Source organism: Aeromonas sp. ZOR0001, assembly GCF_000801015.1.
Lineage (GTDB): Bacteria > Pseudomonadota > Gammaproteobacteria > Enterobacterales > Aeromonadaceae > Aeromonas > Aeromonas veronii.
In genome coordinates, this window is record NZ_JRJY01000041.1 from 77,785 (window position 1) to 104,352 (window position 26,568).

Here is a 26,568-nt window from a genome sequence, read left to right on the forward strand (position 1 = left end):
ACACCTTGCCGATCCGTCGGCAAACCATATCTTTATGATTTATTTAGATTTATGGCAAGGGCTCAACATCATATGCCCAGGTGACTATGGGTTTGCTCAGTCTGTGGCAGACTTCACATTTTCAATCGTTACCGGTAACATGTTACCGGTAACGTGTTAGATTAGAACCCATCAACAGCTGGTTTTTTGAAAAGTGGGACAGAGGTCAAATTATGGCGGGTAAGTGCATTATCGTGATGGGTGTGTGTGGTAGCGGCAAATCCAGCGTGGGTCTGAAAGTGGCCGAAGCGCTGGGCGCCAAGTTCATCGATGGTGATGACCTGCACCCCAAGGCCAACATCCAGAAGATGGCTGGCGGCAACCCCCTCAACGATGAGGATCGAGCCCCCTGGCTGGAGCGGATCCGCGACGCCGCCTACAGTCTCGAGCAGAAGAACGAGACCGGCATCATTGTCTGTTCCGCCCTCAAAAAGAAGTACCGCGACCAGATCCGCGAAGGCAACGAGTCGGTCAGCTTCATTTTCCTCGATGGCAGCCAGCCGCTGATCCTCGAGCGGATGCGTGCCCGCAAGGGCCACTTCATGCGCGAAAGCATGGTACAAAGTCAGTTCGATACTCTGGAGCGCCCGGATGGCGAAGCCGGTGTATTCCACATTGATATAGACGGCACCTTCGAACAGGTGGTTGACCGCGCCGTCACAGCATTGGAGCAAGCCCAATGATTCATCAGGTAATTTCCGACGTCACCGCCCGCATCCGCGAGCGCAGTGTCGCCCGTCGTCAGGCATTTCTGGCCCGCATCCAGCGTCAGGCAGAGCAGGGCAAGACCCGCGCCGCGCTGGCCTGTGGCAACCTGGCTCACGCCGTGGCCGCCTGCAGCAGTGACGAGAAGGGTCGCATTCTCGATATGACCCGTGCCAACGTCGGCATCGTCACCGCCTACAACGATATGTTGAGCGCCCATCAGCCCTATCAGGGCTATCCGGATCAGATCAAGGCGGTACTGGCCGAGCTGGGCCACAGTGCCCAGGTCGCCGGCGGCGTGCCCGCTATGTGCGACGGCGTGACCCAGGGTCAGCCGGGGATGGACATGTCCCTCTTCTCCCGCGACCTGATCGCCCAGGCGACCGCGCTGTCGCTCTCTCACAACACCTTCGATGCCACCCTGCTGCTCGGCATCTGCGACAAGATCGCTCCGGGTCAGATCATGGGGGCCCTCTCCCACGCTCACCTGCCGACTGCATTTGTTCCTGCTGGCCCGATGGCGAGCGGCATCAGCAATGACGAGAAGGTGAAGGTGCGTCAGAAGTACGCTGCCGGTGAAGTGGGTCGCGATGCCCTGCTGGAGATGGAGTGCGGCGCCTACCACGCGGCAGGCACCTGTACCTTCTACGGCACCGCCAACACCAACCAGCTGGTGTTCGAGGCCATGGGCCTGATGCTGCCGGGCTCCGCTTTTGTGCACCCGCATAGCGAGCTGCGCCGCGCCCTGACCGCCGAAGCGGCCCGCCGCATCAGCGCCATGATCCCGGGCTCCCCGGCCTATCGCCCGCTGAGCGAGGTGCTGGATGAGCGCTCGCTGGTCAACGGTCTGGTGGCCCTGCTCGCCTCCGGCGGCAGCACCAACCACAGCATCCACATGGTGGCGCTGGCTCGCGCGGCCGGTCTGGTACTGACCTGGGATGACATCAGCGATCTCTCCGACGTGGTGCCGCTGCTGGTTCGCATGTACCCGAACGGCCCGGCCGACGTCAACGCCTTCGAACAGGCGGGCGGCGTGCCCGGCCTGATGCGCCGTCTGGCGCAAGAGGGGCTGATCCACATGGATGCCACTCCGGTCTTTGGCGAGATGCAGGATTACCTCAGCCGTCCGGCACTGGTCGATGGCCAGCTGGTATGGCAGCCGGTGGGCGAGAGCGGCGACGCGAGCGTGTTGTCGCCTTCCGGTAGCGTGTTCCAGGCCACCGGCGGCACCAAGCTGCTGGCGGGCAATCTGGGCCGCGCCGTGGTCAAGGTCTCCGCCGTGGCTCCCGAGTATCGGGTGATTGAAGCACCAGCGCGGGTCTTCTCCTCCCAGCATGCGGTGGAAGCGGCCTACAAGGCGGGTGATCTCAATCAGGATGCCGTGATCGTGGTGCGCCACAATGGCCCGGCCGCCAACGGCATGCCAGAGCTGCACAAGCTGATGCCGGTGCTCGGCAACCTGCAGAAGGCGGGTTACAAGGTGGCGCTGGTCACCGATGGCCGCCTCTCCGGTGCTTCCGGCAAGATCCCGGCCGCCATCCACGTCACCCCGGAAGCGCTGCACGGCGGGGCCATTGGCCTGCTTGCTGACGGTGACCTGCTGCGGGTTGACGCGGTAAACGGCAGCCTCGACTGCCTGACCGATTTGAGTGGCCGTACCCAGGCCGAGATTGACCTCACTCTGGAACAAGAGGGGTGGGGCCGTGAACTGTTCAGCGTGATGCGTCGCGCGGTATCGAGCGCCGAGTGTGGCGCTACCATCTTTGACTAAGGAAGAGCTATGCAGAACTGGAAAGTGACCCCGGCCGAGGTGTTTGCCGCCTCCCCGCTGGTACCCGTGATGGTTATCAACGAGCTGGATCAGGCCCTGCCGATGGCCAAGGCGCTGCTCGACGGCGGCATTTCTGTCTTCGAAATCACCCTGCGCACCCCGGTGGCGCTCGATGCCATCGCCCTCATCGCCAAGGCGATGCCGGATGCCATGGTCGGTGCCGGTACCGTGCTCAACTGCGAGCAGTTTGACGCAGCCGTTGCTGCCGGTGCCCGCTTCGTCATCTCCCCGGGGATGACCCCGGCCCTGCTGGCCCACGCGGCCAAGAGCACCGCGCCGCTGATCCCGGGCGTGGCGACTCCGTCTGAAGTGATGCAGGCGCTGGAAGCAGGCTATGACCACCTGAAGTTCTTCCCGGCCGAAGCGAACGGCGGTACCAAGGCGCTCTCCGCCATTGCCGCCCCGCTGCCCCAGGTGAAGTTCTGCCCCACCGGCGGTATCGGCCCGAAAAACGTGGCCGACTATCTGGCACTCAAATGCGTGGCCACCGTCGGCGGCTCCTGGATGCTGCCGGCTGATGCGGTCAAGAGCGGCAACTGGGAAGAGGTAACCCGCCTCTCCCGCGAAGCGGTTGAGCTGGTAAAACGCTAAGCATCAGTTGTGCAGAAAACCAAACAGGCCACCCTCGGGTGGCCTGTTTGTTATCGGCGTGATTTAAGTGGGTGAGGGAAGGGATTACCCCAGACTCTCCCCGACATAGAGGGAGAAGCCGATATCCTTGCGGGTGTCGGGTTGGGATTGGCCGTTGAGACGCGCCAGCAGCATGGTGGCCGCCTCCCGACCGATCACTTCCCGCGGGGTGGCGATACTGGCCAGCTTGGGGGTCATGGCGTGGCCGATGTCGAGGGCGTTGCAACCGGCGATGGCGATCTGCTGGGGCACCGGGATCCACTTGGCCTGACACTGCAGCAGGGCGCCCACCGCCAGGTCATCGTTGGTGCAGAACAGGCCGTCGAGGTCGGGATAGCGCACCAGCGCCTGATCCAGCAGCTCGCCCCCCAGAGTGAAGCTGGAGGATTGTTCGGTCAGCAGATGCTGGCCGGTGAGGCCGAAGTCGGTCATCGCCTGATAGTAACCCTCCATCCGCAGCTGGGTACGCACGTCGAGCCGCGCTCCCAGATAGACCACCTTGCGTCGGCCCCGGTGCAGCATCTCTGTTACCATGGCCCGGGCCGCGGCTCTATGGTCCATGCCGACCACCATGTCGATGGGGGTTTGCGGCAGATCCATGGTCTCCACCACCGGAATGCCGGCGGTGGCGATCATCTTGCGGGTGCGTTCGGTGTGCTGGCTGTCGGAGAGGATCAGCCCATCCACGTGATAGGAGAGCAGGGACGCGACCTGCTCCTCCTCCCGCTCTGGGCTGTAGCCGTAGTGGGCCAGCAGGGTCTGGTAGCCAGCCGGTCGGGTCACCGACTCGATGCCGTGAATCACCGCCGAGAAGACCTGGTTGGAGAGGGAGGGGATCAGGATGCCGATCGCCTTGCTGGTCGCGTTGGAGAGAATATCCGGTGCCCGGTTGGGGATATAACCCAGCTCTTCCACCACAGCCGCGATCCGCTCGCGGGTCCCCTCCGCTACGGTCTGCGGGTCGCGCAGATAGCGGCTGACAGTCATCTTGGTCACGCCGGTCTGGTCGGCGATATCTTGCAGGGTGGGGCGGCGCTTGCGGGTGGGGCTCATAGGGGTGTCCAGCGTGGATGTTACATGTAACATTACCGTTTTTGGCGGATAAAGTCAGCATATGAAGCCGTTTTTGCAGGAGTTTTCCGATGATCAGAGGCAAGCAGTTCGTGGATGTCCGGTTCGAGCAACAGGATGTGGAGGGGGAGCAGTTCTCGGAGTGCCGCTTTATCGGCTGCAACTTCTCCTGGCTGGATTTGAGCGATAGCCGCTTCATCGACTGCAGCTTCTACGATCGGGAGAGTGAACGGGGCTGCCTGTTGCAGGGTTGCGAGCTGCGCGAGGCGAGCTTTCTGCGCTGCGATCTCACCATGGCCGATTGCAGCCGCAGCCAGTGTCTGGGGCTGGAGATGCGCGACTGTCAGGCGGTCGGTATCAACTTCAGCCATGCCAGCTTCGCCAATCAGATCACCGCCAAAAGCTACTTCTGCGAGGCCCATCTGACCGGCAACAACTTCAGCTACGCCAGCTTCGAGGGCTGCCTGCTGGAGAAGTGCGAGCTGACCGGCAACCGTTGGCAGGGGGCCAACCTGTTTGGTGCCTCGCTGGTGGGTTCCGATCTCAGCGGCTCCGAGTTTGGCCAGATCGACTGGACCAGCTTCAAGCTGCAAGGCTGCGATCTGCGCCAGTGCGACCTGCCGGGGCTGGATCTGCGCCGGGTCGATCTGCAAGGGGTGCAGATCAACGAGGATCAGCAGCAGACCTTGCTGGAGCAGATCGGTCTGGTTGTCTTCCCCTGAGCCGAGCGAAAAATTAAGTAATTTTTCATCAAATGGGGCCGACAGTGGGGAGGGCGCTCCTGAAACGACAAAAGCCTGCGTGATGCAGGCTTTTGCTAGTGAGCGTGTGATGGCTTGTCGGCCGGGTTAACTCAACCCTTGGCCAGCCACTTGGTCGGGTTGATCGCCTCGCCCTGATAGCGAATTTCGAAGTAGAGGCCCGGTCTGTCCTGACCGCCACTGTCACCGACCAGCGCCACCGGCTCACCCTGTTCCACATTCTGGCCAACCTGACGCAGTAGCGACTGATTGTGACCGTAGAGGCTCATATAGCCTTTACCGTGGTCGATCACCAGCAGCATGCCAAAGCCGTCGAGCCAGTCGGCGTAGACCACCTGTCCCGGCGCGACCGCCTTGACCTGGGTCCCTTCGCTGGCGCCGATCAGGGTGCCTTTCCACTTGAGCTGGGCGGTGCGCGGCGAACCGTAGGAGATGAGGATCGGTCCCTGTACCGGCCAGCGCAGGCTGCCATTGGTCTTGAGACCACTGTAGTGACCGGCACTGCTGATGCCCGAGCCGCGCTCCGGTTTGCTGCTGGCTACCTCTTCGGCCGGTTCTGCCGGTTTGACGGTTTTGTTCTGCTGAGCGGCGAGTCGTTGCTGCTCGGCGCGGCGCTGTTCGGCCAGCTTGCGCTGACGCTCCTGCTCCGCTTTCAGCTTGGCCAGCCGTTCCCGCTCGGCCCGTTCACGGCGCTCCTGCTCTTCCCGCTTGCGGCGCAGCTCTTCCAGCCGGGCTTTCAGCGCCTTCTCCGCCTTGACCAGCTTGGTGAGCTTCTGCTCGTCATCCTGTACCGACTGCTGCAACTGGTTGCGCACCTTGGCCCGGCTCTGCTGGCTGGCCAGTAGGGTCTGGTGATGCTCTTGCTGTTCGGCAAGCAGGGTCTGCAGTCTGCTTTCGGTCTCTTTGGTGGCCTGCTGGTTTTTCGCCAGCTTGTCACGGGTGGCGCGCAGGGCGTCGATGGCCTCGATGCGGGCCTTGTTGAGGTAGTCGTAGTAGTCGAGGGAGCGGCTCAGTTTGGCCGGATCCTGCTGATTGAGCAGCAGTTTGAGGTAGTCGTGGTTACCCGCCTGAAAGGCGCTCTCCGCCTGTTTGGCCAGCAACTGCTTTTGATGTTTGGCTTGAACTTCCAGCGCCAGCTTATCTTTTTGCAGGGTCGCCAGCTTCTGCTGGTTCTGCTTCAACTGCTGCCTGGTCTGGTTGAGTTTGGCGGCGGCGGCCGAGATGGCCTGCTCGTCAGCCTTGAGCTGGGTATTGAGCTTGGCAAGCTCCTGCTTGCTGAGCTTGATGGTCTGCTGTTGTTCTTTGATCTGGGACTGCATGGTCCCCAGCTGCTGATTGGCGGCCAAAGCTGGTTTGCTGGCGCCAAACGACAGGCAAAAAAACAGCGCGCCGGCCAACAGGCCGACGCGACTGGTTTTCTGTGAAATAACTTCGCATCCCCGCATGGGGAAGGATTATTTCAGAATCATCAGGGGCTTGCCAGTCATTTCCGGCGGTACCGGCAGACCCATCAGGGTCAGCATGGTGGGGGCCAGATCGGACAGTTTGCCACCTTCAACTACCTCGGCTTTGCGACCGAAATAGATGAGCGGAACCGGCAGATTGGTGTGGGCGGTGTGGGCCTGACCAGTCTCTTCGTCCAGCATCTTCTCGGCGTTACCGTGGTCGGCAGTGATCAGGCACTCGCCACCCACTTCGGCCAAGGCGTCGGTGACGCGACCGATGCAGTGGTCAACGGCTTCACACGCTTTGACGGCGGCATCGAACACACCGGTGTGACCAACCATGTCGCCATTCGGGTAGTTACAGATGATGACGTCGTACTTGCCGCTCTTGATGGCCGCAACCAGCTTGTCGGTCAGCTCTTCGGAGCTCATTTCCGGCTGCAGGTCATAGGTCGCCACTTTCGGGCTGGCCACGATCTCGCGATCTTCGCCGGTGAAGCAGGACTCTTCGCCACCGTTGAAGAAGAAGGTGACGTGAGCATACTTCTCGGTTTCGGAGATGCGCAGCTGGGTCTTGCCCTGCTTGGCCAGCCACTCACCCAGGGTGTTGACCAGAGCGGTCGGCGGGTAGGCACAGGCGGTTTTGATGTCGGCCGCGTATTCGGTCAGCATCACGAAGTTCAGCTTCGGCTCGACTGCACGGGCGAAGCCGGTGAAGTCGGTGTCAACGAAGGCGCGGGTGATTTCACGGGCACGGTCGGCACGGAAGTTCATGAAAATCAGCGCATCGCCATCTTCCATCGGTGCAGCTTCGCCGATGCGGGTGGCTTTGACGAATTCGTCGTTCTCGTCGCGAGCATAAGCGGCAGCCAGTGCTTCGGTGGCGCTCTCGGCGGTGAACTCGCCCTTGCCCTGGGTCATCAGGTCATAGGCTTGCTGCACGCGATCCCAGCGGTTGTCACGGTCCATGGCGAAGTAACGGCCGATCATGGAGGCGAAACGACCCTTGCCCAGCTTGGCGAACAGGGCGTCGAACAGCTCGATGGAGGACTGGGCGGAGCGCGGCGGAACGTCGCGGCCATCCAGGAAGGCGTGCAGGTAGATCTTCTCGGCGCCACGCTTGGCTGCCATTTCGATCATGCCCATGATGTGCTCTTCGTGGCTGTGTACGCCACCCGGGGACATCAGGCCCATGATGTGAACTGCTTTGCCGTTGGTCACGGCAGCGTCAACAGCCTTGGCCAGCTCGACGTTCTGGAAGAATTCGCCATCCTGGATGTCTTTGGAGATGCGGGTCAGCTCCTGATAGACGATGCGACCGGCACCGATGTTGACGTGGCCCACTTCGGAGTTGCCCATCTGGCCATCCGGCAGACCGACGTCCAGGCCGGAGCCGGAGATCAGGGTGCTGGTGTAGTCACGGGCCAGACGATCGAGGTTGGGAGTCTTGGCGGCAGCGACGGCGTTGTGCTCTTGCTTGGTGCTGTAGCCCCAACCGTCCATGATGACCAGAACCAAAGGTTTCTTAGCTGTTGACATAAGACTATGTCCTCTCGGATTGGAAAAAATGCGGGAAATGAAACTAGCGTAATATTACTACATCTGCCGAAATAGTCACCTGATAGCCAAGGGGCGCTCCCGCTGCCCCGCAAGCCACGCCCTTCCTGCCATGCTCGCTGCCCGTTGATGATGGGAGCCTGCTCGCGCTTTGCCGCCAAGATGGCTGATCTTATCAATACCCCCATGTATACTCGGGCCCTTGTCTTGGTCCCTGGATAGTAGAAGATGCAAGAGTATTTGGATTTTGCGGCCCGTAACCCGCTGCTGACCGCAGCCTGGTTGGGTCTGGCTGGCACTCTGGTTTACACCACTGTGCGTGCCCGTTTGTCCCCGGTAAAAACCGTCAACAATCACACCGCGACCCTGCTGATCAACCGCGAGAATGCCACCGTGGTGGATATTCGCAGTCAGGAAGAGTACGCCAAGGGCCATCTGGCCGGTGCCCAGCACCTGCCGTTGACCCAGATCCAGAGCAATAATCTGGGCCCGGTTGAAAAGCATAAAGATGCCCCCATCATAGTGGTGTGCGAGTCGGGAATGACTGCGGGCGGCGCGGGCCGTCAGCTGAGCAAAGCTGGCTTCAAGCAGGTTTATGTGCTCGGCGGTGGCATGGCCCAATGGCGTGCAGAAAATCTGCCGGTAACCAAGAAACGCTGATTTAAGCAGGGCCTGAGCCCACTTATCCATATAACAAGGAATCAAACGAAATGGCTGACGAGATCAACAACCAGGAAGTACAACCGGAATTCCACATCCAGCGTGTTTACACCAAGGATGTCTCTTTCGAAGCGCCGAACACCCCGCACATCTTCCAGAAAGAGTGGCAGCCGGACGTCAAGCTGGATATGGATACCAAGACCAACATCCTGGCTGAGAACGTGTACGAGGTTGTCCTGACCCTGACCGTAACTTGCAAACTGGAAACCGAAACTGCCTTCCTGTGCGAAGTACAGCAAGCCGGTATCTTCACCATCGGTAACCTGCCGGAGCCGCAACTGGCTCACTGCCTGGCTGCCTTCTGCCCGAACATCCTGTTCCCATATGCCCGCGAAGCCGTGGCCAACATGGTGAGCAAGGGTTCCTTCCCGCAGCTGAACCTGGCACCGGTCAACTTCGATGCCCTGTTTGCCCAGCACATGGCGCAAGCACAGGCCCAGCAGGCGACTGCGGAAGCCTGATAATGGCTGACCAGATCGCTATCTCGGTCTTGGGGGCGGGGTCTTATGGCTCCGCCCTTGCCATTTCTCTGGCGCGCAACGGTCATCCGACCCTGCTGTGGGGTCACGACCCTGCTCATGTCGCCGAGCTGGAACAAGACCGCTGCAACAAGGCTTTTCTGCCTGATGTCCCTTTTCCTGCCGATCTGCAGCTAACTGCGGATCTGCAACGTGCGGTACAGGCTGCCCCCGTGCTGCTGCTGGTCGTGCCGAGCCATGTATTTGGCGATGTGCTGACCCGGATCAAGCCCTTCCTGCGCCCCGATACCCGTATCGCCTGGGCCACTAAGGGTCTGGAGCCGGACAGTGGCCGTCTGCTGCAGGATGTGGCTCGTGAAGTGCTGGGTGACGAGATGCCGCTGGCGGTCATCTCCGGCCCCACCTTCGCCAAGGAGCTGGCTGCCGGTCTGCCGACCGCCATCTCGGTCGCCTCGACTCACGACGAGTTCGCCGACGATCTCTCCCACCTGCTGCACTGTGGCCGCTCGTTCCGGGTCTATACCAATCCGGACTTCGTCGGTCTACAGCTGGGTGGGGCGGTGAAGAACGTCATCGCCATCGGTGCCGGTCTCTCCGACGGGCTCGGGTTTGGCGCCAATGCCAGAACCGCGCTCATCACCCGGGGTCTGGTGGAGATGCAGCGTCTGGGGGCTGCGCTGGGTGCCGATGCCAAAACCTTTATGGGGATGGCGGGGCTCGGGGATCTGGTGCTCACCTGTACCGACAACCAGTCGCGCAACCGTCGCTTCGGGCTGGCCCTCGGGGCTGGCAAGGATGTGAACACCGCCATGACCGAGATCGGTCAGGTGGTGGAGGGATATCGCAACACCAAAGAGGTGCATCTGCTGGCGGCCCGCTGCGGCGTCGAGATGCCCATCTGCGAGCAGATCTTCAAGGTGCTTTACGAGGGTAAGAACCCGAAAGAGGCGGCCATCGCCCTGCTGTCGCGAGACAAGAAGGACGAGTAATCTGCCGATTGCCCATGCAAAAGGCCCCGCCAGATGGCGGGGCCTTTTCTTTGCGCCGCAATGGCAACAAATCAGTAGTAGGAGTGGTCGCCGCGCTGGTGCTCGGTGGCGTCTTTCACACCGTTGAGCTCACCCGGGAACTTCTCCAGCAGCTGCTTCTCGATCCCCTCTTTCAGGGTGTAATCGACCATGGAGCAACCGTTGCAACCGCCGCCAAACTGCAGGATGGCCAGTTTGTCTTCGGTCAGTTCGACCAGAGTGACCTTGCCACCGTGACCAGCCAGCATGGGGTTCACTTCGGACATCAACACGTACTCGATGCGCTCGATTAGCGGCGCGTCATCGGCCACTTTACGCATCTTGGCGTTCGGTGCTTTCAGGGTGAGCTGGGAGCCCATCTGATCGGTCACGAAGTCGATGGTGGCATCCACCAGGAAGGGGGCGCTCAGGGGATCAACCATGCAGTCGAAGCCGCTGAAGGGCAGGTGTTGATCTTCCGGGTCCACGGCATCGGGCGGGCAATACGATACGCCACACTCGGCATTCTGGGTTCCCGGATTGACCACAAACACCCGGATATTGGTGCCATCAGGCTGTTTTTCCAGCAGTTTACGGAAATGGGCCTGGGCGGCGTCGGAAATGCTGATCATCACTATCCTCATAAACCTGAGTGTACGACTAGGGTATTCATGATAACGCGGTTATTAATGCTTGGGTAGCATGCCGATGGCTACTTGCTGTGCCGCAGGGTACGACAGATCGCCCACACTTCTACGTTTGTGATGCCGCTCTCATGGAGCAGACGGCTGAGCTGACCGGCGGTGGCGCCTGTGGTCACGACGTCATCGAGCAGGGCGACATGACGGTATTGGTGGGAGCGGATCCGGAATGCCCCGCGCAGATTGCGCCGCCGCTGCCCGGCGCTCAGGGTTGTTTGCTGCGGTGTTGCCTTGATGCGCTGCAACAGGGTGTTGTCGCAGGGAATGCCGGTGAACTCGCCAAGGGCTTGCGCGATCTCCTCCGCCTGATTGAACCCGCGCCGCCACTGCCGCCACCAGTGCAGGGGAACCGGAATGATCGCCTCCGGCGGCTCGCGGCTATCCAGATGATCGGCCAAGATGCGTGCCAGTAGCGGCGCCAGCAGGGTCTGGCCGGAATATTTGAGCCGGGGGATCAGCATGGGGTAGGGAGCCTGGTAGTCGCCGATCACCTGCAACCGCTCCCAAGGGGGAGGTCTGCGCTGGCAGCGGCCGCAGACCGGTATGCTCTCTTCTATATAGTCAGCCAGCGGTGCGGCGCAGAGGCGGCATCTCGGCTGTGGCTGGTGCAGCGCCTGCCGACACCAGCTGCAGAGCAGGGGTTCGTTGTCGCAAGGTTGATGGCAGAGCAGGCAACTCCCTTGCCAGTCACCGTGGTTGCCGAGCAGCGGGCTTGCTTTAGCGAGCAGTCGCTTTAACATGCTGACCCCAAGAGCATGAACAGGGATCTTGAGTCTAGATGAGCATATCGGTAGAGCAGTTTGGCCAGGGGCCCGATCTGGTGCTGTTGCACGGTTGGGGTATGAACGGCGCGGTCTGGCATGGTATTGCCCAGCAATTGGCGCTCCACTACAGGATTCATCTGGTGGATTTGCCCGGTTTTGGCAACAGCCCGCTGGCAGACCAAGTGGATTACAGCCTGCCCTGGCTTGCCGAGCAGGTGGCCGCCATCTTGCCACAGAAGTGTCATCTGCTTGGCTGGTCGCTCGGCGGTCTGGTGGCAAGCCAGTTGGCGCTGACGCATCCCGATCGGCTGCACTCCCTGATCACCGTGGCCAGCTCTCCCTGCTTTATGGCGCGGGACGAGTGGCCCGGAATTGCTCCCAAGGTGCTGACCGGTTTCAACCAGATGCTGGCGGGGGATTTTCGCCAGACCATAGAGCGCTTTCTGGCGATCCAGGCAATGGGCAGTGAACATGCCCGGGACGATATCCGCCAGTTGCGTCACTGGCTGGCCGAGCGCCCGGCGCCCCAATTTGCTGCTCTCGAGGCCGGATTGACGCTGTTGGCCGATATTGACCTGCGCGAACCGCTGCGGGAGCTGGATCTGCCCTGGTTGCGGATCTATGGCCGACTGGATTCATTGGTACCCAAGGCGGCCATTCCCCTGCTGGATGATCTCTACCCTGCCAGCCGCAGCGTGACCCTCAATAAGGCTTCACACGCACCTTTTATCTCCCACCCTGACGAATTCATTGAAATCGTTCGAGATTTTGTTGGCTAAAAAACAGCCTGCAAGCTTCATTAATCCTCTGGTCTGGCGGATAATTAAACTGTGACCAGAGGAGTAACACCATGCGTATTGATTCTGCTTTCAACAGTGGGGTACAGGGATTTCAGCGAGCCGAGCAGATTGCCGACAAGGCATCCAATCAGATCGCCCGCCTCAACACCCCCAGCGGGGATCAGGTGCAAGTGACCGATGAGCTTGTCAATCTCAAGGTGGCCGAGCAGCAGGCTGGCGCTTCAGCCAAGGTAGTGCAGACCGCCAGCGATATGATGGGAACCCTGATCGACATCCGGGTGTGAGATGAACATCAATGTCAGTCTGCCCCCCCTTATCCCGACACAGCTGCAACCCCAGGTGGAAGCGGCGAGGACGGATAATCGCCGGGCAGAACTGATCCCGCAGGCCCGTGCGGGCCAAGCCTCCGTTGCCGAATCTGAAGTCGGCTCCCAGAAAGAGAAATCCAAAGCCGGTCAGGCCTCCAGCAATCAGAGCTCCCAGAACAGCCGTGAAACCGGGCAATTAGCCCCGACGACACTGCCAGACAATCGCTTTGTCGAGGCTACCGGCGAGGATGGGCAGCGCAAGCAGCAAGACCCTAAACAGCAGGAGCAGCAACAGCGGCAAGAGCAGCAGGTTCAGGATCTTGTCGAGCGTGACAAGGAGGTGCGCACTCACGAGCAGGCGCACCAGTCTGCGGGTGGAGAGTACGCCAGCTCGCCCACCTATCAGTTTACGCAAGGGCCGGATGGCAAGCGTTATGCGACGGGTGGCGAAGTCCAGATCGATACCAGTGTCGTACCCGGTGACCCTGCGGCTACCATCGCCAAGATGCAGCAGATCCGCTCTGCAGCGCTGGCGCCTGCCGAGCCTTCCGCGCAGGATTTGGCCGTTGCACGCAGCGCCGCCGCGAGTGAAGCCAAGGCGCGCAAAGAGCTGATGGTCGAGCAGAGCGCGAAATCGGGCGGTGTGCTGAGCGCCTATATGGACAAGCGCAACAGCGTCATCGCGGGCCACTATCAACAGGCTGTCAGCCCGGCCTCTACCCAGTCCCTCAGTCTGCATATCTGAATCACCCTCGCCAAACTTTCAGCTGCTTTGCCTGTTTTGCAACTAACCTGAAGATCAGGCCCATTCCAATTTCACAGGAGCTGTCATGCATTTCGATGAAGTCAAAGCCGAAGATTTCACCACCTTCTCCCGTGTACCGCCCCCCCACCTGCAGATGGAGCAGTTTCTGATGCAGCTCGGAGGAGGGGGAACTGAAGGAACCAGTTTCAAGAAGAAAGTGATGCTGGCGGCAGGCTGGAGCCACACCGGCGTCGTCTCTTACGGCAAGTATCCGCAAGAGGCCTGCAAGGCATTCAACCGACTGCGGGAGGTGCTGGCCCAGCATGGAGAGCCCGAGAGCATTCTTGCTGCCCTGACGCAGTAATCCTGAGCTTCGCGTGTAAAAAAGCCCCTTGCGGGGCTTTTTGCATTCAGAGGCGTTCCGGACGGTGTCGTTACTTTTTCGCTTTGGAGAGCGCTGCTGCGAAGGCGTTGCCCATGGCACCACCCATAGGGGGGCTTTGGCGCGGCTCATTTCTTGGTTTGGTGTTGCCAGCACTGCTGCTGCGCGCTTCCACCGGCTTGCGGGCGGGTTGCCCTGCCTTTTCGTCGAGGCGCATGGTGAGGCTGATCCGCTTGCGCGGGGCGTCCACTTCCAGCACCTTGACCCGCACAATGTCGCCCGCCTTGACCACCTCACGGGGATCCTTGACGAAACGGTCGGTCAGGGAGGAGATATGCACCAGACCGTCCTGATGAACACCGATATCGACGAAGGCGCCGAAGTTGGTGACGTTGGTGACCACCCCTTCCAGTACCATCTCTGGCACCAGGTCGCTGATCTGCTCCACACCTTCCTTGAAGGTCGCGGTTTTGAACTCGGGGCGCGGGTCGCGGCCCGGCTTGTCCAGCTCGCCGATGATATCGGTGACAGTGGGTACGCCGAATTGCTCATCTGTGTAATCGGCCGGTTTCAGGCTGCGTAGCAGGCTGCTGTTTCCGAGCAGGCTATCCACTGTTTGCTCCAGCTTGGCGAGGATCCGCTCCACCACCGGATAGGACTCCGGGTGCACTGCCGAGCTGTCGAGGGGATTGCTACCGCCGCGAATGCGCAGGAAGCCGGCGCACTGTTCGAAGGCTTTGGGGCCGAGTCGGCTCACTTTCAGCAACTGCTGACGGCTCTTGAATGCACCGTGCTCATCCCGGTAGGCGACGATGTTCTGGGCCAACGTCTGGGATAGGCCGGAAACCCGGTTTAGCAGGGCGACCGAGGCGGTATTCACATCCACACCGACCGCGTTCACGCAATCCTCGACCACCGCATCCAGCCGGCGGGCCAGCTGGCTCTGACCAACGTCGTGCTGATACTGGCCCACTCCGATACTCTTGGGATCGATTTTGACCAACTCGGCCAGTGGGTCTTGCAGGCGGCGGGCGATGGAGACGGCGCCACGGATCGAGACATCGAGATCCGGGAACTCCTGGGAGGCGAGCTCGGAGGCGGAGTAGACCGAGGCCCCCGCTTCGCTGACTACTATCTTCTGCGCCTTGGCGGCGGGGTAGCGCTCGAACAGGTCGCTCACCAGCCGATCGGTCTCCCGCGAGGCGGTGCCGTTGCCGATGCTGATGAGCTCAACCTTGTGCTTCTGGCACAGCTCGCTCAGGGTCTTGAGGCTCTGATCAAGTTGGCGTTTGGGTTCGAACGGATAGATGGTGGCGGTGTCGACCAGTTTGCCGGTGGCATCCACCACGGCCACCTTGACCCCGGTACGGATCCCCGGATCCAGCCCCATGGTGCAGCGCATGCCTGCTGGCGCTGCCATCAGAAGGTCTTTGAGGTTCATGGCGAACACCTTGATCGCCTCCTCTTCCGCTGATTCGCGGATGCGGCCAATAAGCTCGGTCTCCATCTGCAGGGAGAGCTTGATCTTCCAGGTCCAGCTCACCACCCCTTGCAGCCATTTGTCGGCCGGGCGGCTCTGCAGATTGAGCTTGAGGTGGTGAGTAATGATCCCTTCGCAGGGGCTGGCACCGTCATCCTCACCGACCACCAGCGCCAGATTGAGGATCCCCTCGTTGCGACCGCGCAGCATGGCCAGCACCCGGTGGGAGGGCGCCTTGTGCAGCGGCTCGTCGTGCTCGAAGTAATCCTTGAACTTGGCTCCTTCCTGCTCCTTGCCTGCTACCACGCGGGCGCGCAGGGTGGCGTTGTGCCACAGGTAATCGCGCAGCTTCTCCAGCAGGTCGGCCTGTTCGGCGAAGCGCTCCATCAGGATGTAACGGGCACCATCGAGGGCGGCTTTGCTATCGGCAATCCCCTGCTCGGCATTGAGGAAGGCCGCCGCCGCTTGCTCGGGATCCTGCATCGGGTCGCTGAACAGCAGGTTAGCCAACGGCTCCAGCCCGGCTTCGATGGCCATCTGCCCCTTGGTGCGGCGCTTGGGCTTGTAGGGGAGGTAGAGATCTTCCAGCCGGGTCTTGCTGTCGGCGCCGTTCAGCTCGCTGGCCAGCTCGGGGGTCAGCTTGCCCTGCTCTTCGATGGAGCGCAGGATCACCTGACGGCGATCTTCCAGCTCGCGCAGATAGCCGAGGCGGCTCTCCAGAGTACGTAGCTGGCTGTCGTCCAGACCGCCGGTCACCTCTTTACGGTAACGGGCGATAAAGGGGACGGTCGAACCTTCATCCAGCAGGCGCACCGCGGCCTGCACCTGCTCCGGGCGAGCATTGAGCTCACCGGCAATCTGTCTCTCTATGGTTTGCATCATGATGTTGTTGAGGGCCTCTGTGGTCGAGTCCGCGCCATCAGGCGCCAAGTGTGAGCACTATATGGGGTCGTGTTGCGGGATGCCACCCTGCGCCGGGGTCTGCACCGTCAGACTGATACAGTCGCAGGGGAGAGCGCATATCTTGCGATTGCACCTGTGACTCAGGATGTGCCTGTGGCAAGCAGCCCACCAGTAGTCCGGCTATTTGGGGTAGCTGATCTCGTTGATATACCAGCAGACGTCACCAACTGGCGTACGGACGATGGCTTCATCACCGACCTCTTTCTTGAGCAGGGCGCGGGCCATGGGGGAGTCGATGGAGATGTAATCCTTGCGCTCGAAGATCTCGTCATAGCCGACGATGCGAAAGCGCTTGGTCTCGCCCTCTTCGTTTTCCACCTCGACCCAGGCGCCGAAGAAGACCTTGCCCTCCTGCGCGGGGGCATAGTCGACGATCCCCAGCTCTTCGAGGCACTTGCGCAGGTAACGCACCCGCCGATCGATCTCCCGCAGCCGCTTCTTGTTGTACTGGTAGTCGGCATTTTCGCTGCGATCCCCCAGACTGGCGGCCCATGCCACCTTCTTGGTGACCTCGGGGCGCTCCTGGCGCCAGAGGAAATCGAGCTCTTCTTTCAGCTTGTTGTAGCCTTCGCGGGTGATCAGCTTTGTCTTCATGGTGATGCGGACCTGTCAAAGAGGGGTATTCATCGCTAACTGCTCGGGAATATTAGCTTTTGTCCTCTTGCTGTCGAGGGAAATCGTGATGGCTCGGCTGGCGCCATTCAGGGAGTCGCTGACCAGCGCAGTGACTTGATGGCCGTCACGCTCTCGGGACGGGTAATAACCGGTAACATATTTGTGCTTTGCTCCCGCTATATCCCCCCCTAGTATTGGGGGCAGCTAAAGAATGAAGAGGCAAAGCAATGAGTCAGCAGCAATACAAGGTTCTGGTCGTGGACGATGACCTGAAATTACGTTCCCTGTTGGAGCGCTATCTCACCGAGCAGGGCTTCGTAGTGCGCGGTGTGGCCAATGGCGAGCAGGCCGATCGCTTGCTGACTCGTGAAAACTTCAGCCTGATGGTGCTCGACCTGATGTTGCCGGGGGAGGATGGGCTCTCCATCTGCCGTCGTCTGCGGGAAGCGGGCAACCAGATCCCGGTGCTGATGCTCACCGCCAAGGGGGATGAAGTGGATCGCATCGTCGGGCTCGAGATGGGGGCCGATGACTATCTGCCCAAGCCGTTCAATCCCCGCGAACTGCTGGCACGGATCCGTGCCGTGTTGCGCCGCCATACCGTCGAGTTGCCGGGGGCTCCCTCGGCTGCAGAGAAGGTGGTCAACTTCGGCGCCTTCCAGCTCAATCTCGCGACCCGCGAGCTGAGCCGGGATGGTGAGCCGATGGCGCTCACCAGCGGTGAATTTGCGGTGCTCAAGGTGCTGGTCAGCCATCCGCGCGAGCCGCTCTCCCGCGACAAGCTGATGAATCTGGCCCGTGGCCGCGAATACACCGCCACCGAGCGCAGCATCGACGTGCAGGTCTCTCGCCTGCGCCGCCTGCTGGAACAGGATCCGGCCCAGCCCCGCTATCTGCAGACCGTCTGGGGTCTGGGGTATGTGTTCGTGCCAGATGGTGACGGTGCATGAAAAAGGTCGGCAGCATGTTCTCGCGCATGCTCTGGTTTCTGGCCGCCGTTCTGGTGGTCTATCAAGCGGTCTCCTACGTCACCTTCTACAACTATCTGCTGGCGCCAACCGTCAAGCAGATCAGTCACTTGCTGGCCAATCAGGTCAAGCTGATCTTTCCGGTCAACACCGAACAACTGGCGCTGAGTGAAGATGCCGAGGCGCTGGTCTATGTGACGACGGGTACCGACATCTATACCCAGAGCGAGGCGGTGCAGCATGGCTTCAACGAGGCCAAGCCGTACCCCTATCTGGAGGAGAACATCAGTCGCGAACTGGGTGGCCCTGCCAAGGTGCGGGTCGAAATCCAGGATCACTACATCATCTGGATCCAGCCGCCGCAGGCCAGCAAAATCTGGGTGCGGATCCCGCTGACCGAGATTGAAGATGACGATATCGAACCCCTCATCATCTATCTGAGCGTGCTGCTGGTGATTACCCTGTTTGCAGCCTGGCGCTTTGCCCGGCAGTTGGTGCGCCCGCTCGAGGATCTCGAAGCTGGCGCTGTTGCGGTGGCCAGAGGCCATTTCCCCGAGGCGCTGGGGGAGCTGGGTTCACGGGAAGTAAGGCGACTGACCCGCACCTTTAACCATATGTCCCACTCCATCAAGAGCCTGATCGAAGAGCGTAACCTGATGATGGCGGGGGTTTCCCACGATCTGCGTACCCCGCTGACCCGCATCCGGCTGGCGACCGAGATGATGTCCTCCGGTGACGAGTACCTCAAGGAGAGCATCAACGCCGACATTGATGAGTCCAATGCCATCATCGATCAGTTCATCGACTACATCCGCCCGGACGAGGGGCAGGATCTGGAGCCTATCGACCTGACCCAGCTGGTGCACGATACCTTGCTGATCTACTCGGAGCAGGGGTTGGAGGTCGATCTGGCGCTGCCGCAAGAGGCGGTGCGGGTGGCCTGCAATCCGGTTAGTATCCGGCGGGTGTTGAACAACCTATCAAGCAACTCGCAGCGTTATGGGGCGAGCCGCTTGTATGCCGAGCTCAAGGACGATGGACACTGGGTGCGCCTGCGCCTTTCCGATGATGGCCCCGGCATTCCGGAGCAGGACTACTCCCGGGTGCTCAAGCCGTTTACTCAGGGTAATGTGGCGCGGACCGTTGGCGGCAGTGGCTTGGGGTTGGCTATCGTGGCCAAGATAGTCGCCCAGCACCATGGCACTATCCGGTTGGGAAGTTCGGAGCTCGGCGGCCTGCTGGTCGAGATGCGGCTGCCGAAACATCAGCCACAGGAGTGGATGGATTGAGAGAAGGGCGTATCCGTGGATACGCCCTTCTGCATGGTCAACTCTTGGTTTCGACTGATGCTCGATAGCGTTTGCCGTACTTGAGCTGCTGGATCAGCAGGGCGGCAACGATGAGCGCCAACCCGATGGGGGTGGCCGGATGGATGGCTTCGCCGATCAGCAGATTGAGCAGCACCAGTGAGGCAAACGGCGAGATAAAGATGAGGTTGCTGATGGGAGCCGTGTTGGTGGCATAGCGCAGCGCCATCAGCCAGAGCACGAAACCGAAGCCCATTTCGAACAGTCCCACATAGATGGCTCCAGCCCATCCCTGCCAGGCGGTCATGGCAAAATCGGAGAGCAACCAAGTCGCCACGACGATAAAAGGCAGGCTGATCATAAAGCCGAGCAACAGGCTAACAATGGGATCGCCCTGATTGCGGGTGTTGAGGATCCAGTAGCTGGCCCAGATGAGGGTCGAGACCAGCGCCAACGTCACGCCGAGGGGGCTGTCGAACTGGAGGCCGAATACATCCCCTCTGGTGGCGATCACCAGCGCGCCAAAATACCCCAGCACGATAGCGACGCCATCACGCCGACGCAGCTTCTGGCCGAGGAAGGGGACGGCCAGCAGACTGAGGGTAATGGCCCAGGTGTAGTTGAGGGTTTGTGCCTGCTGGGCAGGCAGCAGATCATAGGCTTTGAACAGCAACAGGTAATAGAGAAAGGGATTCAGCACGCCCAGAGTCAGGTAGTAGAAAGGGCGGGCCTTGATGTAGCTCCCCAGCAGCGGCAGTTTGCCCTGTTTGGCGACGACGGCTGTCAGCGTGAGAGTCGAGGTGAAGGCGGCCACAAGCAACAGTTGCACAGGTTCGAAATAGGCGAGGGAGATCTTGAAGGCTGTGGCGACCGTCGACCAGAGGGCAACGGCGCAAAGGCCATACTGATAGGCTTTCTTTTGATCTTTGAGCATGGGATGTCGTTCCACTGACAGAGGCAAGCGCACAGTCTACCAGTCTGCTTGTAACATTGTCGTTACCTTGGTGTTGGCAGCAGAGTGCGTTGCCGCAGGCGAGATCCATCTGTCACATAAAACTGCGCATAATCTGTTCGCTCTCCCTTGCGCAAATTTGAAAAATCCGTATAATCCCCTCCGCTTACCCATGAGGTAAGCCAGACGATATGTCTGCTGCTGAGTTTCCTGTTTACAGGAGCCAGCCATACAGTCCTCCCGATATGGGGGGAAACGTGAAAAATCACACCTCTGGCGGGAGCAATCTCGGTCGGGCGGTGTTGATTTGTGTTCTTTTATCTATTGGAGCTCTGTCAATGCAGAACCAAAGAATCCGTATCCGCCTGAAGGCTTTTGATCATCGCCTGATTGATCAATCCACTGCGGAAATCGTTGAAACTGCTAAGCGCACTGGCGCGCAGGTTCGCGGTCCTATTCCGCTGCCGACTCGCAAAGAGCGCTTCACCGTCCTGATCTCCCCGCACGTCAACAAAGATGCGCGTGATCAGTACGAGATCCGCACTCACAAGCGTCTGGTAGACATCGTTGAGCCGACTGACAAGACCGTAGACGCCCTGATGCGTCTGGATCTGGCAGCTGGTGTAGACGTCCAGATCAGCCTGGGTTAATTACGGAAAGAGGTTGATAACAATGACAATCGGTCTTGTAGGTCGCAAAGTGGGTATGACTCGCATCTTCACTGAAGATGGCGTTTCTATCCCGGTGACTGTTATCGAAGTTGAAGCTAACCGTGTAACTCAGGTCAAATCTGTAGAAACCGACGGCTACAACGCTATTCAGGTTACCACTGGCGCCAAGAAAGCCAGCCGTGTGACCAAGCCGGAAGCTGGCCACTTCGCCAAAGCTGGTGTAGAAGCCGGTCGCGGTCTGTGGGAATTCCGCCTGAACAACGGTGAAACTTTCACTGTTGGTAGCGAGCTGAAAGTAGATCTTCTCGCTGACGTTAAGCTGGTAGACGTTACCGGCACATCCAAAGGTAAGGGCTTTGCTGGTACTGTTAAGCGCCACAACTTCCGCACCCAGGATATGACCCACGGTAACTCCTTGTCTCACCGCGTTCCGGGTTCTATCGGTCAGAACCAGACTCCGGGTCGTGTATTCAAGGGCAAAAAGATGGCTGGTCACATGGGTGCTGAGCGTGTAACGACTCAGAACCTGGAACTGGTTCGTGTTGACGCTGAACGCAACCTGCTGCTCATCAAAGGTGCAGTACCGGGTGCAACCAACGGCAACGTGATCGTCAAACCTGCCGTCAAAGCGTAACGTCTGAGGAGATAGTAATGGAATTGGTAATGAAAGACGCCAAGAGCGCTCTTGAAGTTTCCGAGACTACCTTCGGGCGCGAATTCAACGAAGCTCTGGTTCACCAGGTCGTCGTTGCATATGCCGCTGGTGCCCGTCAGGGTACTCGTGCGCAGCTGACTCGCTCTGAAGTGTCTGGTGGCGGCAAAAAGCCGTGGCGTCAGAAGGGTACTGGTCGTGCCCGTGCTGGCTCCATCCGTTCGCCCATCTGGCGTTCCGGTGGTGTGACTTTTGCTGCTAAGCCGCAAGATCACAGCCAGAAAGTAAACAAGAAGATGTACCGCGGCGCTATCCGTAGCATTCTGTCCGAGCTGGTACGTCAAGAGCGCCTGATCGTTGTTGAGAAGTTCGGCATCGAAGCTCCGAAGACCAAAGAACTGATCGCCAAGCTGAAAGAAATGGAACTGACTGACGTTCTGATCGTGACTGCTGAAGTCGATGAGAACCTGTTCCTGGCTGCTCGCAACCTGTACAAAGTTGACGTGCGTGACGTTGCCGGTATCGACCCGGTCAGCCTGATCGCTTTCGACAAGGTTCTGATGACTGCTGACGCAGTTAAGCAAATCGAGGAGATGCTGGCATGATCCGTGAAGAGCGTCTGCTGAAAGTTCTGAAGGCTCCGCACATCTCTGAAAAGAGCACCATGGTTGCAGAAAAGCAGAACACTATCGTGTTCAAAGTTGCTGTTGATGCTACCAAGGCGGAAGTCAAAGCTGCAGTTGCGAAACTGTTCGAGGTCGAAGTTGAGACCGTCCGTACCCTGAACATGAAGGGTAAGACCAAGCGCGCAGGTGCACGCGTAGGCCGTCGTTCCGATTGGAAAAAGGCTTATGTGACCCTGAAAGCTGGTCAGGACATCGACTTCATGGGCGCAGCCGAGTAAGAGGAGTTCTCAAAAATGGCAATCGTTAAGTGCAAGCCTACTTCTCCGGGCCGCCGCCACGTCGTCAAGATCGTCAATCAAGAGCTGTACAAGGGCAAGCCCTTCGCCGCTCTGCTGGACAGCAAAAGCAAGTCCGGTGGTCGTAACAACAACGGCCGTATCACTACCCGTCATATCGGTGGTGGTCACAAGCAGCACTACCGTATCGTCGACTTCAAGCGCGACAAAGACGGTATCCCGGCTAAAGTAGAGCGCCTGGAATACGATCCGAACCGTACCGCTAACATCGCTCTGGTGTTGTATGCAGACGGTGAGCGTCGTTACATCCTGGCTCCGAAAGGCCTGAAAGCTGGTGACGCGATCGCTTCTGGTGCTGATGCAGCCATCAAGGTAGGTAACGCCCTGCCGATGCGCAACATCCCGGTTGGTTCTACCGTTCACGCTGTAGAGATGAAGCCTGGTAAAGGTGCCCAGCTGGCTCGTTCCGCTGGTACTTTCATCCAGATCCTGGCTCGTGAAGGTAACTATGTAACTCTGCGTCTGCGTTCCGGCGAAGTACGTAAAGTTCTGGCCGAGTGCCGCGCTACCATCGGTGAAGTCGGTAACTCCGAGCACATGTTGCGTCAACTGGGTAAAGCCGGTGCAAACCGCTGGCGTGGTATTCGTCCGACCGTTCGCGGTATGGCGATGAACCCGGTTGACCACCCGCACGGTGGTGGTGAGGGTCGTAACAAGGGCATGCAGCCTGTGTCCCCATGGGGCCAGAAGGCTAAAGGCTTCAAGACCCGTAAGAACAAGCGTACCGACAAGTACATCGTACGTCGTCGTAACAAGTAATTGTTAACATAGAGGAATCACCATGCCACGTTCTCTCAAGAAGGGTCCATTTATTGACCTGCACTTGCTGAAGAAGGTAGAGAAAGCGGTGGAAAGCGGGGATAAAAAGCCGGTTAAAACCTGGTCCCGTCGTTCAATGATCATCCCGAACATGATCGGTTTGACCATCGCTGTCCATAATGGTCGTCAGCACGTTCCGGTTTTCGTTACCGAAGAAATGATCGGTCACAAACTGGGTGAATTCGCACCGACTCGTACTTATCGCGGCCATGCTGCTGATAAGAAGGCTAAGAAGCGCTAAGGGATAAATGATGGAAGCTATCGCTAAACACCGTTATGCCCGTACTTCTGCCCAGAAAGCTCGTCTGGTAGCCGATCAAGTACGTGGTCTGTCCGTAGACAAGGCTCTGAATATCCTGACCTTCAGCCCGAAAAAGGCTGCAGTGCTGGTTAAGAAAGTGCTGGAATCTGCCATTGCAAACGCTGAGCACAACGAAGGCGCCGATATCGACGCGCTGCGTGTTGCTACTATCATGGTCGACGAAGGTCCCTCCATGAAGCGCATCCGTCCGCGTGCCAAAGGTCGTGCGGATCGTATCCTCAAGCGTACCGCTCACATCACTGTAGTGGTATCCGACGCTAAGGCTGGGAGATAAGCAATGGGTCAGAAAGTACATCCTAATGGCATTCGCCTGGGTATTACCAAGCCTTGGAATTCTACCTGGTTCGCGAACACCAAAGACTTCGCTGACAACCTGTACAGCGATTTTCAAGTACGCCAGTTCCTGACCAAGGAACTGAAAAACGCGTCCTTGTCCAAGATCACCATTGAGCGTCCGGCCAAGAGCATCCGTGTGACCATTCACACCGCTCGTCCGGGTGTTGTCATCGGTAAGAAAGGCGAAGACGTTGAGAAGCTGCGCAAAGCTGTAGCCACTATTGCTGGCGTGCCTGCTCAGATCAACATTTCCGAAGTCCGCAAGCCGGAGCTGGATGGCAAACTCGTTGCCGACAGCATCACTTCCCAGCTGGAGCGTCGTGTAATGTTCCGTCGTGCTATGAAGCGCGCCGTACAGAACGCAATGCGCCTGGGTGCCAAGGGCATCAAAGTGGAAGTTTCCGGTCGTCTGGGCGGCGCTGAAATCGCGCGTACCGAATGGTACCGTGAAGGTCGTGTGCCGTTGCACACCCTGCGTGCCGACATCGACTACGCAACTTCTGAAGCCCACACCACTTACGGTGTGATCGGCGTTAAAGTTTGGATCTTCAAGGGCGAAGTTCTGGGCGGTCTGGCTGCTGTTAACGCTGCCGCTGCTCAAGAGCAAGCTCCTGCAAAGCCCAAGCGTGACAACAAGCGCCGCGCTGCTAAGTAAGGAGATTCGGTAAATGTTGCAACCTAAGCGTACTAAATTCCGCAAGACCCACAAGGGTCGTAACCGCGGTCTGGCCACCTCTGGTAACGAAGTATCCTTCGGTACCTTTGGCCTGAAGGCGACATCCCGTGGTCAACTGACTGCTCGTCAAATCGAAGCAGCCCGTCGTGCCATGACCCGTCACGTTAAGCGTCAAGGTAAGATCTGGATCCGTGTGTTCCCGGACAAGCCCATCACCGAAAAGCCCCTCGAAGTTCGTATGGGTAAAGGTAAGGGTAACGTGGAATACTGGGTTTGCCCGATCCAGCCTGGCAAGGTTCTGTACGAGATGGACGGTGTACCTGAGGCTCTGGCGCGTGAAGCGTTTGCCCTGGCCGCAGCTAAGCTGTCTGTTCAGACCACTTTCGTAATTAAGACGGTGATGTGATGAAAGCCCAAGATCTGCGTCAAAAGAGCGTCGAAGAACTGAACCAGGAGCTGCTGGGCCTGCTGCGTGAGCAATTCAACATGCGCATGCAAGCGTCCACCGGCCAGCTGGCTCAGACTCACACTCTGAAACAAGTGCGTCGTGACGTCGCACGTATCAAGACTGTACTGACTGAGAAGGCAGGTGCGTAATGACTGACAAGATCCGTACTCTGCAAGGTCGTGTAATCAGCGACAAGATGGACAAGTCCATCACTGTTGCTATCGAGCGCAAGGTAAAGCACCCGATCTACGGTAAGATCATCAAGCGCACTACCAAGCTGCACGTACATGACGAAAACAACGAGTGCAAAGCTGGCGACCTCGTGGAAATCCGCGAATGCCGCCCGCTGTCCAAGACCAAGTCCTGGACTCTGGTTGCCGTTGTAGAAAAGGCCTAATCGGTACTTTGTAGTCCAAGCGGCCCCTTTCAGGGGCCGTTTGTTTTTTAGGCTACCTTTTCTGAAAATCCTGTGTTATAGTTTCGCGCCTTTTGAAGGCAGCCAGATCCCATTAGGGATAAGAAGTAAACAAAGCGGAGCACTAAGATGATCCAGATGCAAAGTATGCTGGGTGTTGCCGACAACTCCGGCGCTCGCAGTGTAATGTGTATTAAGGTTCTGGGTGGCTCGCACCGCCGTTACGCCGGCATCGGCGACATCATCAAGGTTTCCATCAAGGAAGCCATTCCTCGCGGTAAAGTGAAGAAAGGTGATGTGTATAACGCGGTGGTCGTACGCACCCGTAAAGGCGTTCGTCGTCCGGACGGCTCTGTCATCCGTTTCGACAACAATGCGGCTGTGTTGCTTAACAACAACCAACAGCCAATCGGTACTCGTATTTTTGGCCCGGTGACCCGTGAACTGCGTAATGAGAAGTTCATGAAGATTGTGTCCCTGGCACCCGAAGTACTGTAAGGAGTCGAACGATGGCAGCTAAAATCCGTCGCGAAGACGAAGTGATTGTTCTTACCGGCAAAGACAAGGGCAAGCGTGGCAAAGTCACTCAAGTCCTGATTGCAAAAGGTAAGGTAATCGTGGAAGGCATCAACCAGGTGAAGAAACACCAGAAGCCGGTACCCGCACTGGGTCAGGCTGGCGGTATCGTCACCAAAGAAGCCCCCATCGATGTATCAAACGTAGCGCTGTTCAACTCTGCCACTGGCAAAGCTGACCGCGTTGGTTTCCGGATTGAAGACGGCAAAAAAGTCCGTTTCTTCAAATCCACCGGCGAACTTGTGAAGTAATTGGAGTTTAACGATGGCGAAACTGCATGATTACTACAAATCCGATGTAGTAAATGAACTGTCCAAGCAGTTCGGTTACAAGACTATCATGCAAGTCCCTCGGATCGAGAAAATCACCCTGAACATGGGTGTTGGTGAAGCGATCTCTGACAAGAAATTGCTGGAAAATGCGGCTGCCGATATGGCTGCC

Annotated in this window: 35 protein-coding genes; 27 read left to right on the forward strand and 8 right to left on the reverse strand. The window is 58.9% G+C overall.

Annotated features, from left to right (window positions below):
- Positions 1-212 precede the first annotated feature (212 nt).
- From L972_RS05750 to L972_RS05760, 3 genes are read left to right on the forward strand one after another with little or no spacing between them, the layout of a single operon-like run.
- Positions 213-722: a gluconokinase gene (locus L972_RS05750; protein WP_005340649.1), complete on the forward strand. Its 510-nt coding sequence runs from the start codon at positions 213-215 to the stop codon at positions 720-722.
- Positions 719-2,515, forward strand: a complete 1,797-nt coding sequence (edd, locus tag L972_RS05755) for a phosphogluconate dehydratase (protein ID WP_021230776.1) — start codon at positions 719-721, stop codon at positions 2,513-2,515. Before L972_RS05750 ends, edd begins: the two co-directional genes overlap by 4 nt.
- A gap of 9 nt (positions 2,516-2,524) precedes the next feature.
- Positions 2,525-3,166, forward strand: coding sequence for a bifunctional 4-hydroxy-2-oxoglutarate aldolase/2-dehydro-3-deoxy-phosphogluconate aldolase (locus L972_RS05760; protein ID WP_005342660.1), 642 nt, complete (start codon positions 2,525-2,527; stop codon positions 3,164-3,166).
- Between the two features lie 84 nt (positions 3,167-3,250).
- Here L972_RS05760 and L972_RS05765 read toward each other — a convergent pair whose 3' ends face one another.
- On the reverse strand, positions 3,251-4,258 hold the full coding sequence (locus L972_RS05765) for a substrate-binding domain-containing protein (protein ID WP_047436512.1): 1,008 nt from the start codon (positions 4,256-4,258) through the stop codon (positions 3,251-3,253).
- A gap of 89 nt (positions 4,259-4,347) precedes the next feature.
- Here L972_RS05765 and L972_RS05770 point away from each other — a divergent pair, with 89 nt between their 5' ends.
- A complete protein-coding gene (locus L972_RS05770; protein ID WP_047436515.1) occupies positions 4,348-4,998 on the forward strand; it encodes a Qnr family pentapeptide repeat protein in 651 nt (216 codons plus the stop codon).
- Between the two features lie 131 nt (positions 4,999-5,129).
- Here L972_RS05770 and envC read toward each other — a convergent pair whose 3' ends face one another.
- Positions 5,130-6,482 carry a murein hydrolase activator EnvC gene (envC, locus tag L972_RS05775; RefSeq protein ID WP_047436517.1) on the reverse strand — a complete coding sequence of 451 codons (1,353 nt, stop codon included), beginning with the start codon at positions 6,480-6,482 and terminating at the stop codon, positions 5,130-5,132.
- Between the two features lie 9 nt (positions 6,483-6,491).
- Positions 6,492-8,021, reverse strand: a complete 1,530-nt coding sequence (gpmM, locus tag L972_RS05780; protein WP_005356867.1) for a 2,3-bisphosphoglycerate-independent phosphoglycerate mutase — start codon at positions 8,019-8,021, stop codon at positions 6,492-6,494.
- A 246-nt stretch (positions 8,022-8,267) separates the two neighbouring features.
- Between gpmM and L972_RS05785 the strand changes: the two genes are divergently transcribed.
- The 3 genes from L972_RS05785 to gpsA are packed head-to-tail and all read left to right on the forward strand — an operon-like array spanning position 8,268 to position 10,227.
- Positions 8,268-8,699 (forward strand): rhodanese-like domain-containing protein, encoded by a 432-nt coding sequence (locus L972_RS05785; RefSeq protein ID WP_005340640.1) that lies wholly within the window; start codon positions 8,268-8,270, stop codon positions 8,697-8,699.
- A gap of 50 nt (positions 8,700-8,749) precedes the next feature.
- Complete coding sequence (secB, locus tag L972_RS05790; RefSeq protein ID WP_005340639.1) at positions 8,750-9,220, forward strand: protein-export chaperone SecB; 471 nt, start codon at positions 8,750-8,752, stop codon at positions 9,218-9,220.
- Between the two features lie 2 nt (positions 9,221-9,222).
- Positions 9,223-10,227 carry an NAD(P)H-dependent glycerol-3-phosphate dehydrogenase gene (gene gpsA / locus L972_RS05795; protein ID WP_019445045.1) on the forward strand — a complete coding sequence of 335 codons (1,005 nt, stop codon included), beginning with the start codon at positions 9,223-9,225 and terminating at the stop codon, positions 10,225-10,227.
- A 71-nt stretch (positions 10,228-10,298) separates the two neighbouring features.
- Here the strand turns inward: gpsA and nfuA are convergent, their stop codons facing one another.
- On the reverse strand, positions 10,299-10,877 hold the full coding sequence (nfuA, locus tag L972_RS05800; RefSeq protein ID WP_005340636.1) for a Fe-S biogenesis protein NfuA: 579 nt from the start codon (positions 10,875-10,877) through the stop codon (positions 10,299-10,301).
- An 80-nt stretch (positions 10,878-10,957) separates the two neighbouring features.
- Complete coding sequence (locus L972_RS05805) at positions 10,958-11,686, reverse strand: ComF family protein (RefSeq protein ID WP_047436519.1); 729 nt, start codon at positions 11,684-11,686, stop codon at positions 10,958-10,960.
- Between the two features lie 38 nt (positions 11,687-11,724).
- Between L972_RS05805 and bioH the strand changes: the two genes are divergently transcribed.
- From bioH to L972_RS05825, 4 genes are all read left to right on the forward strand, one after another.
- The gene (bioH, locus tag L972_RS05810) at positions 11,725-12,489 is read left to right on the forward strand and encodes a pimeloyl-ACP methyl ester esterase BioH (protein WP_047436522.1); all 765 of its coding nucleotides are present in this window, start codon (positions 11,725-11,727) and stop codon (positions 12,487-12,489) included.
- A 71-nt stretch (positions 12,490-12,560) separates the two neighbouring features.
- A complete protein-coding gene (locus L972_RS05815; protein WP_005340632.1) occupies positions 12,561-12,794 on the forward strand; it encodes a flagellar basal body rod C-terminal domain-containing protein in 234 nt (77 codons plus the stop codon).
- A gap of 1 nt (position 12,795) precedes the next feature.
- Positions 12,796-13,563, forward strand: a complete 768-nt coding sequence (locus tag L972_RS05820) for a putative metalloprotease CJM1_0395 family protein (protein WP_047436524.1) — start codon at positions 12,796-12,798, stop codon at positions 13,561-13,563.
- Between the two features lie 85 nt (positions 13,564-13,648).
- Positions 13,649-13,927: a hypothetical protein gene (locus tag L972_RS05825; protein ID WP_005355353.1), complete on the forward strand. Its 279-nt coding sequence runs from the start codon at positions 13,649-13,651 to the stop codon at positions 13,925-13,927.
- Between the two features lie 70 nt (positions 13,928-13,997).
- On the opposite strand, the gene L972_RS05830 is transcribed toward L972_RS05825, so the two are convergent.
- The gene (locus L972_RS05830) at positions 13,998-16,307 is read right to left on the reverse strand and encodes a Tex family protein (RefSeq protein WP_047436554.1); all 2,310 of its coding nucleotides are present in this window, start codon (positions 16,305-16,307) and stop codon (positions 13,998-14,000) included.
- 201 nt (positions 16,308-16,508) lie between these two features.
- On the reverse strand, positions 16,509-16,982 hold the full coding sequence (greB, locus tag L972_RS05835) for a transcription elongation factor GreB (protein WP_005342682.1): 474 nt from the start codon (positions 16,980-16,982) through the stop codon (positions 16,509-16,511).
- Positions 16,983-17,230: 248 nt separating this feature from the next.
- On the opposite strand from greB, the gene ompR reads away from it, so the two are divergent.
- Both ompR and envZ read left to right on the forward strand, forming a co-directional pair.
- Positions 17,231-17,953, forward strand: a complete 723-nt coding sequence (gene ompR / locus L972_RS05840; protein ID WP_005340625.1) for an osmolarity response regulator transcription factor OmpR — start codon at positions 17,231-17,233, stop codon at positions 17,951-17,953.
- The gene (envZ, locus tag L972_RS05845) at positions 17,950-19,260 is read left to right on the forward strand and encodes a two-component system sensor histidine kinase EnvZ (RefSeq protein ID WP_047436528.1); all 1,311 of its coding nucleotides are present in this window, start codon (positions 17,950-17,952) and stop codon (positions 19,258-19,260) included. Before ompR ends, envZ begins: the two co-directional genes overlap by 4 nt.
- Before the next feature lie 37 nt (positions 19,261-19,297).
- Here envZ and L972_RS05850 read toward each other — a convergent pair whose 3' ends face one another.
- Positions 19,298-20,212, reverse strand: coding sequence for a DMT family transporter (locus L972_RS05850; protein ID WP_047436530.1), 915 nt, complete (start codon positions 20,210-20,212; stop codon positions 19,298-19,300).
- 356 nt (positions 20,213-20,568) lie between these two features.
- Between L972_RS05850 and rpsJ the strand changes: the two genes are divergently transcribed.
- The 14 genes from rpsJ to rplE all read left to right on the forward strand — a co-directional run.
- Positions 20,569-20,880 (forward strand): 30S ribosomal protein S10, encoded by a 312-nt coding sequence (rpsJ, locus tag L972_RS05855; RefSeq protein ID WP_005307944.1) that lies wholly within the window; start codon positions 20,569-20,571, stop codon positions 20,878-20,880.
- Positions 20,881-20,902: 22 nt separating this feature from the next.
- Positions 20,903-21,535, forward strand: a complete 633-nt coding sequence (rplC, locus tag L972_RS05860) for a 50S ribosomal protein L3 (protein WP_005340620.1) — start codon at positions 20,903-20,905, stop codon at positions 21,533-21,535.
- Positions 21,536-21,552: 17 nt separating this feature from the next.
- Positions 21,553-22,158, forward strand: a complete 606-nt coding sequence (gene rplD, locus L972_RS05865) for a 50S ribosomal protein L4 (RefSeq protein WP_005340616.1) — start codon at positions 21,553-21,555, stop codon at positions 22,156-22,158.
- Positions 22,155-22,457, forward strand: a complete 303-nt coding sequence (gene rplW, locus L972_RS05870) for a 50S ribosomal protein L23 (RefSeq protein WP_005307955.1) — start codon at positions 22,155-22,157, stop codon at positions 22,455-22,457. The genes rplD and rplW overlap by 4 nt, the downstream gene beginning before the upstream one ends.
- Positions 22,458-22,472: 15 nt before the next feature.
- Complete coding sequence (gene rplB, locus L972_RS05875; RefSeq protein WP_005340614.1) at positions 22,473-23,294, forward strand: 50S ribosomal protein L2; 822 nt, start codon at positions 22,473-22,475, stop codon at positions 23,292-23,294.
- A 22-nt stretch (positions 23,295-23,316) separates the two neighbouring features.
- A complete protein-coding gene (gene rpsS, locus L972_RS05880) occupies positions 23,317-23,595 on the forward strand; it encodes a 30S ribosomal protein S19 (RefSeq protein ID WP_005307960.1) in 279 nt (92 codons plus the stop codon).
- A gap of 10 nt (positions 23,596-23,605) precedes the next feature.
- On the forward strand, positions 23,606-23,950 hold the full coding sequence (rplV, locus tag L972_RS05885; RefSeq protein WP_005319741.1) for a 50S ribosomal protein L22: 345 nt from the start codon (positions 23,606-23,608) through the stop codon (positions 23,948-23,950).
- 3 nt (positions 23,951-23,953) lie between these two features.
- Positions 23,954-24,667: a 30S ribosomal protein S3 gene (rpsC, locus tag L972_RS05890; protein WP_005307962.1), complete on the forward strand. Its 714-nt coding sequence runs from the start codon at positions 23,954-23,956 to the stop codon at positions 24,665-24,667.
- Between the two features lie 13 nt (positions 24,668-24,680).
- Positions 24,681-25,094: a 50S ribosomal protein L16 gene (rplP, locus tag L972_RS05895; protein WP_005340612.1), complete on the forward strand. Its 414-nt coding sequence runs from the start codon at positions 24,681-24,683 to the stop codon at positions 25,092-25,094.
- On the forward strand, positions 25,094-25,285 hold the full coding sequence (rpmC, locus tag L972_RS05900) for a 50S ribosomal protein L29 (RefSeq protein WP_005307965.1): 192 nt from the start codon (positions 25,094-25,096) through the stop codon (positions 25,283-25,285). Before rplP ends, rpmC begins: the two co-directional genes overlap by 1 nt.
- On the forward strand, positions 25,285-25,533 hold the full coding sequence (rpsQ, locus tag L972_RS05905; RefSeq protein ID WP_005307966.1) for a 30S ribosomal protein S17: 249 nt from the start codon (positions 25,285-25,287) through the stop codon (positions 25,531-25,533). The genes rpmC and rpsQ overlap by 1 nt, the downstream gene beginning before the upstream one ends.
- A 147-nt stretch (positions 25,534-25,680) precedes the next feature.
- Positions 25,681-26,049 carry a 50S ribosomal protein L14 gene (gene rplN, locus L972_RS05910; RefSeq protein WP_005307975.1) on the forward strand — a complete coding sequence of 123 codons (369 nt, stop codon included), beginning with the start codon at positions 25,681-25,683 and terminating at the stop codon, positions 26,047-26,049.
- Positions 26,050-26,060: 11 nt separating this feature from the next.
- On the forward strand, positions 26,061-26,378 hold the full coding sequence (gene rplX / locus L972_RS05915) for a 50S ribosomal protein L24 (RefSeq protein ID WP_005307977.1): 318 nt from the start codon (positions 26,061-26,063) through the stop codon (positions 26,376-26,378).
- Between the two features lie 13 nt (positions 26,379-26,391).
- Positions 26,392-26,568: 50S ribosomal protein L5 (rplE, locus tag L972_RS05920; protein WP_047436547.1), on the forward strand; the 177-nt coding region annotated here is incomplete at its 3' end.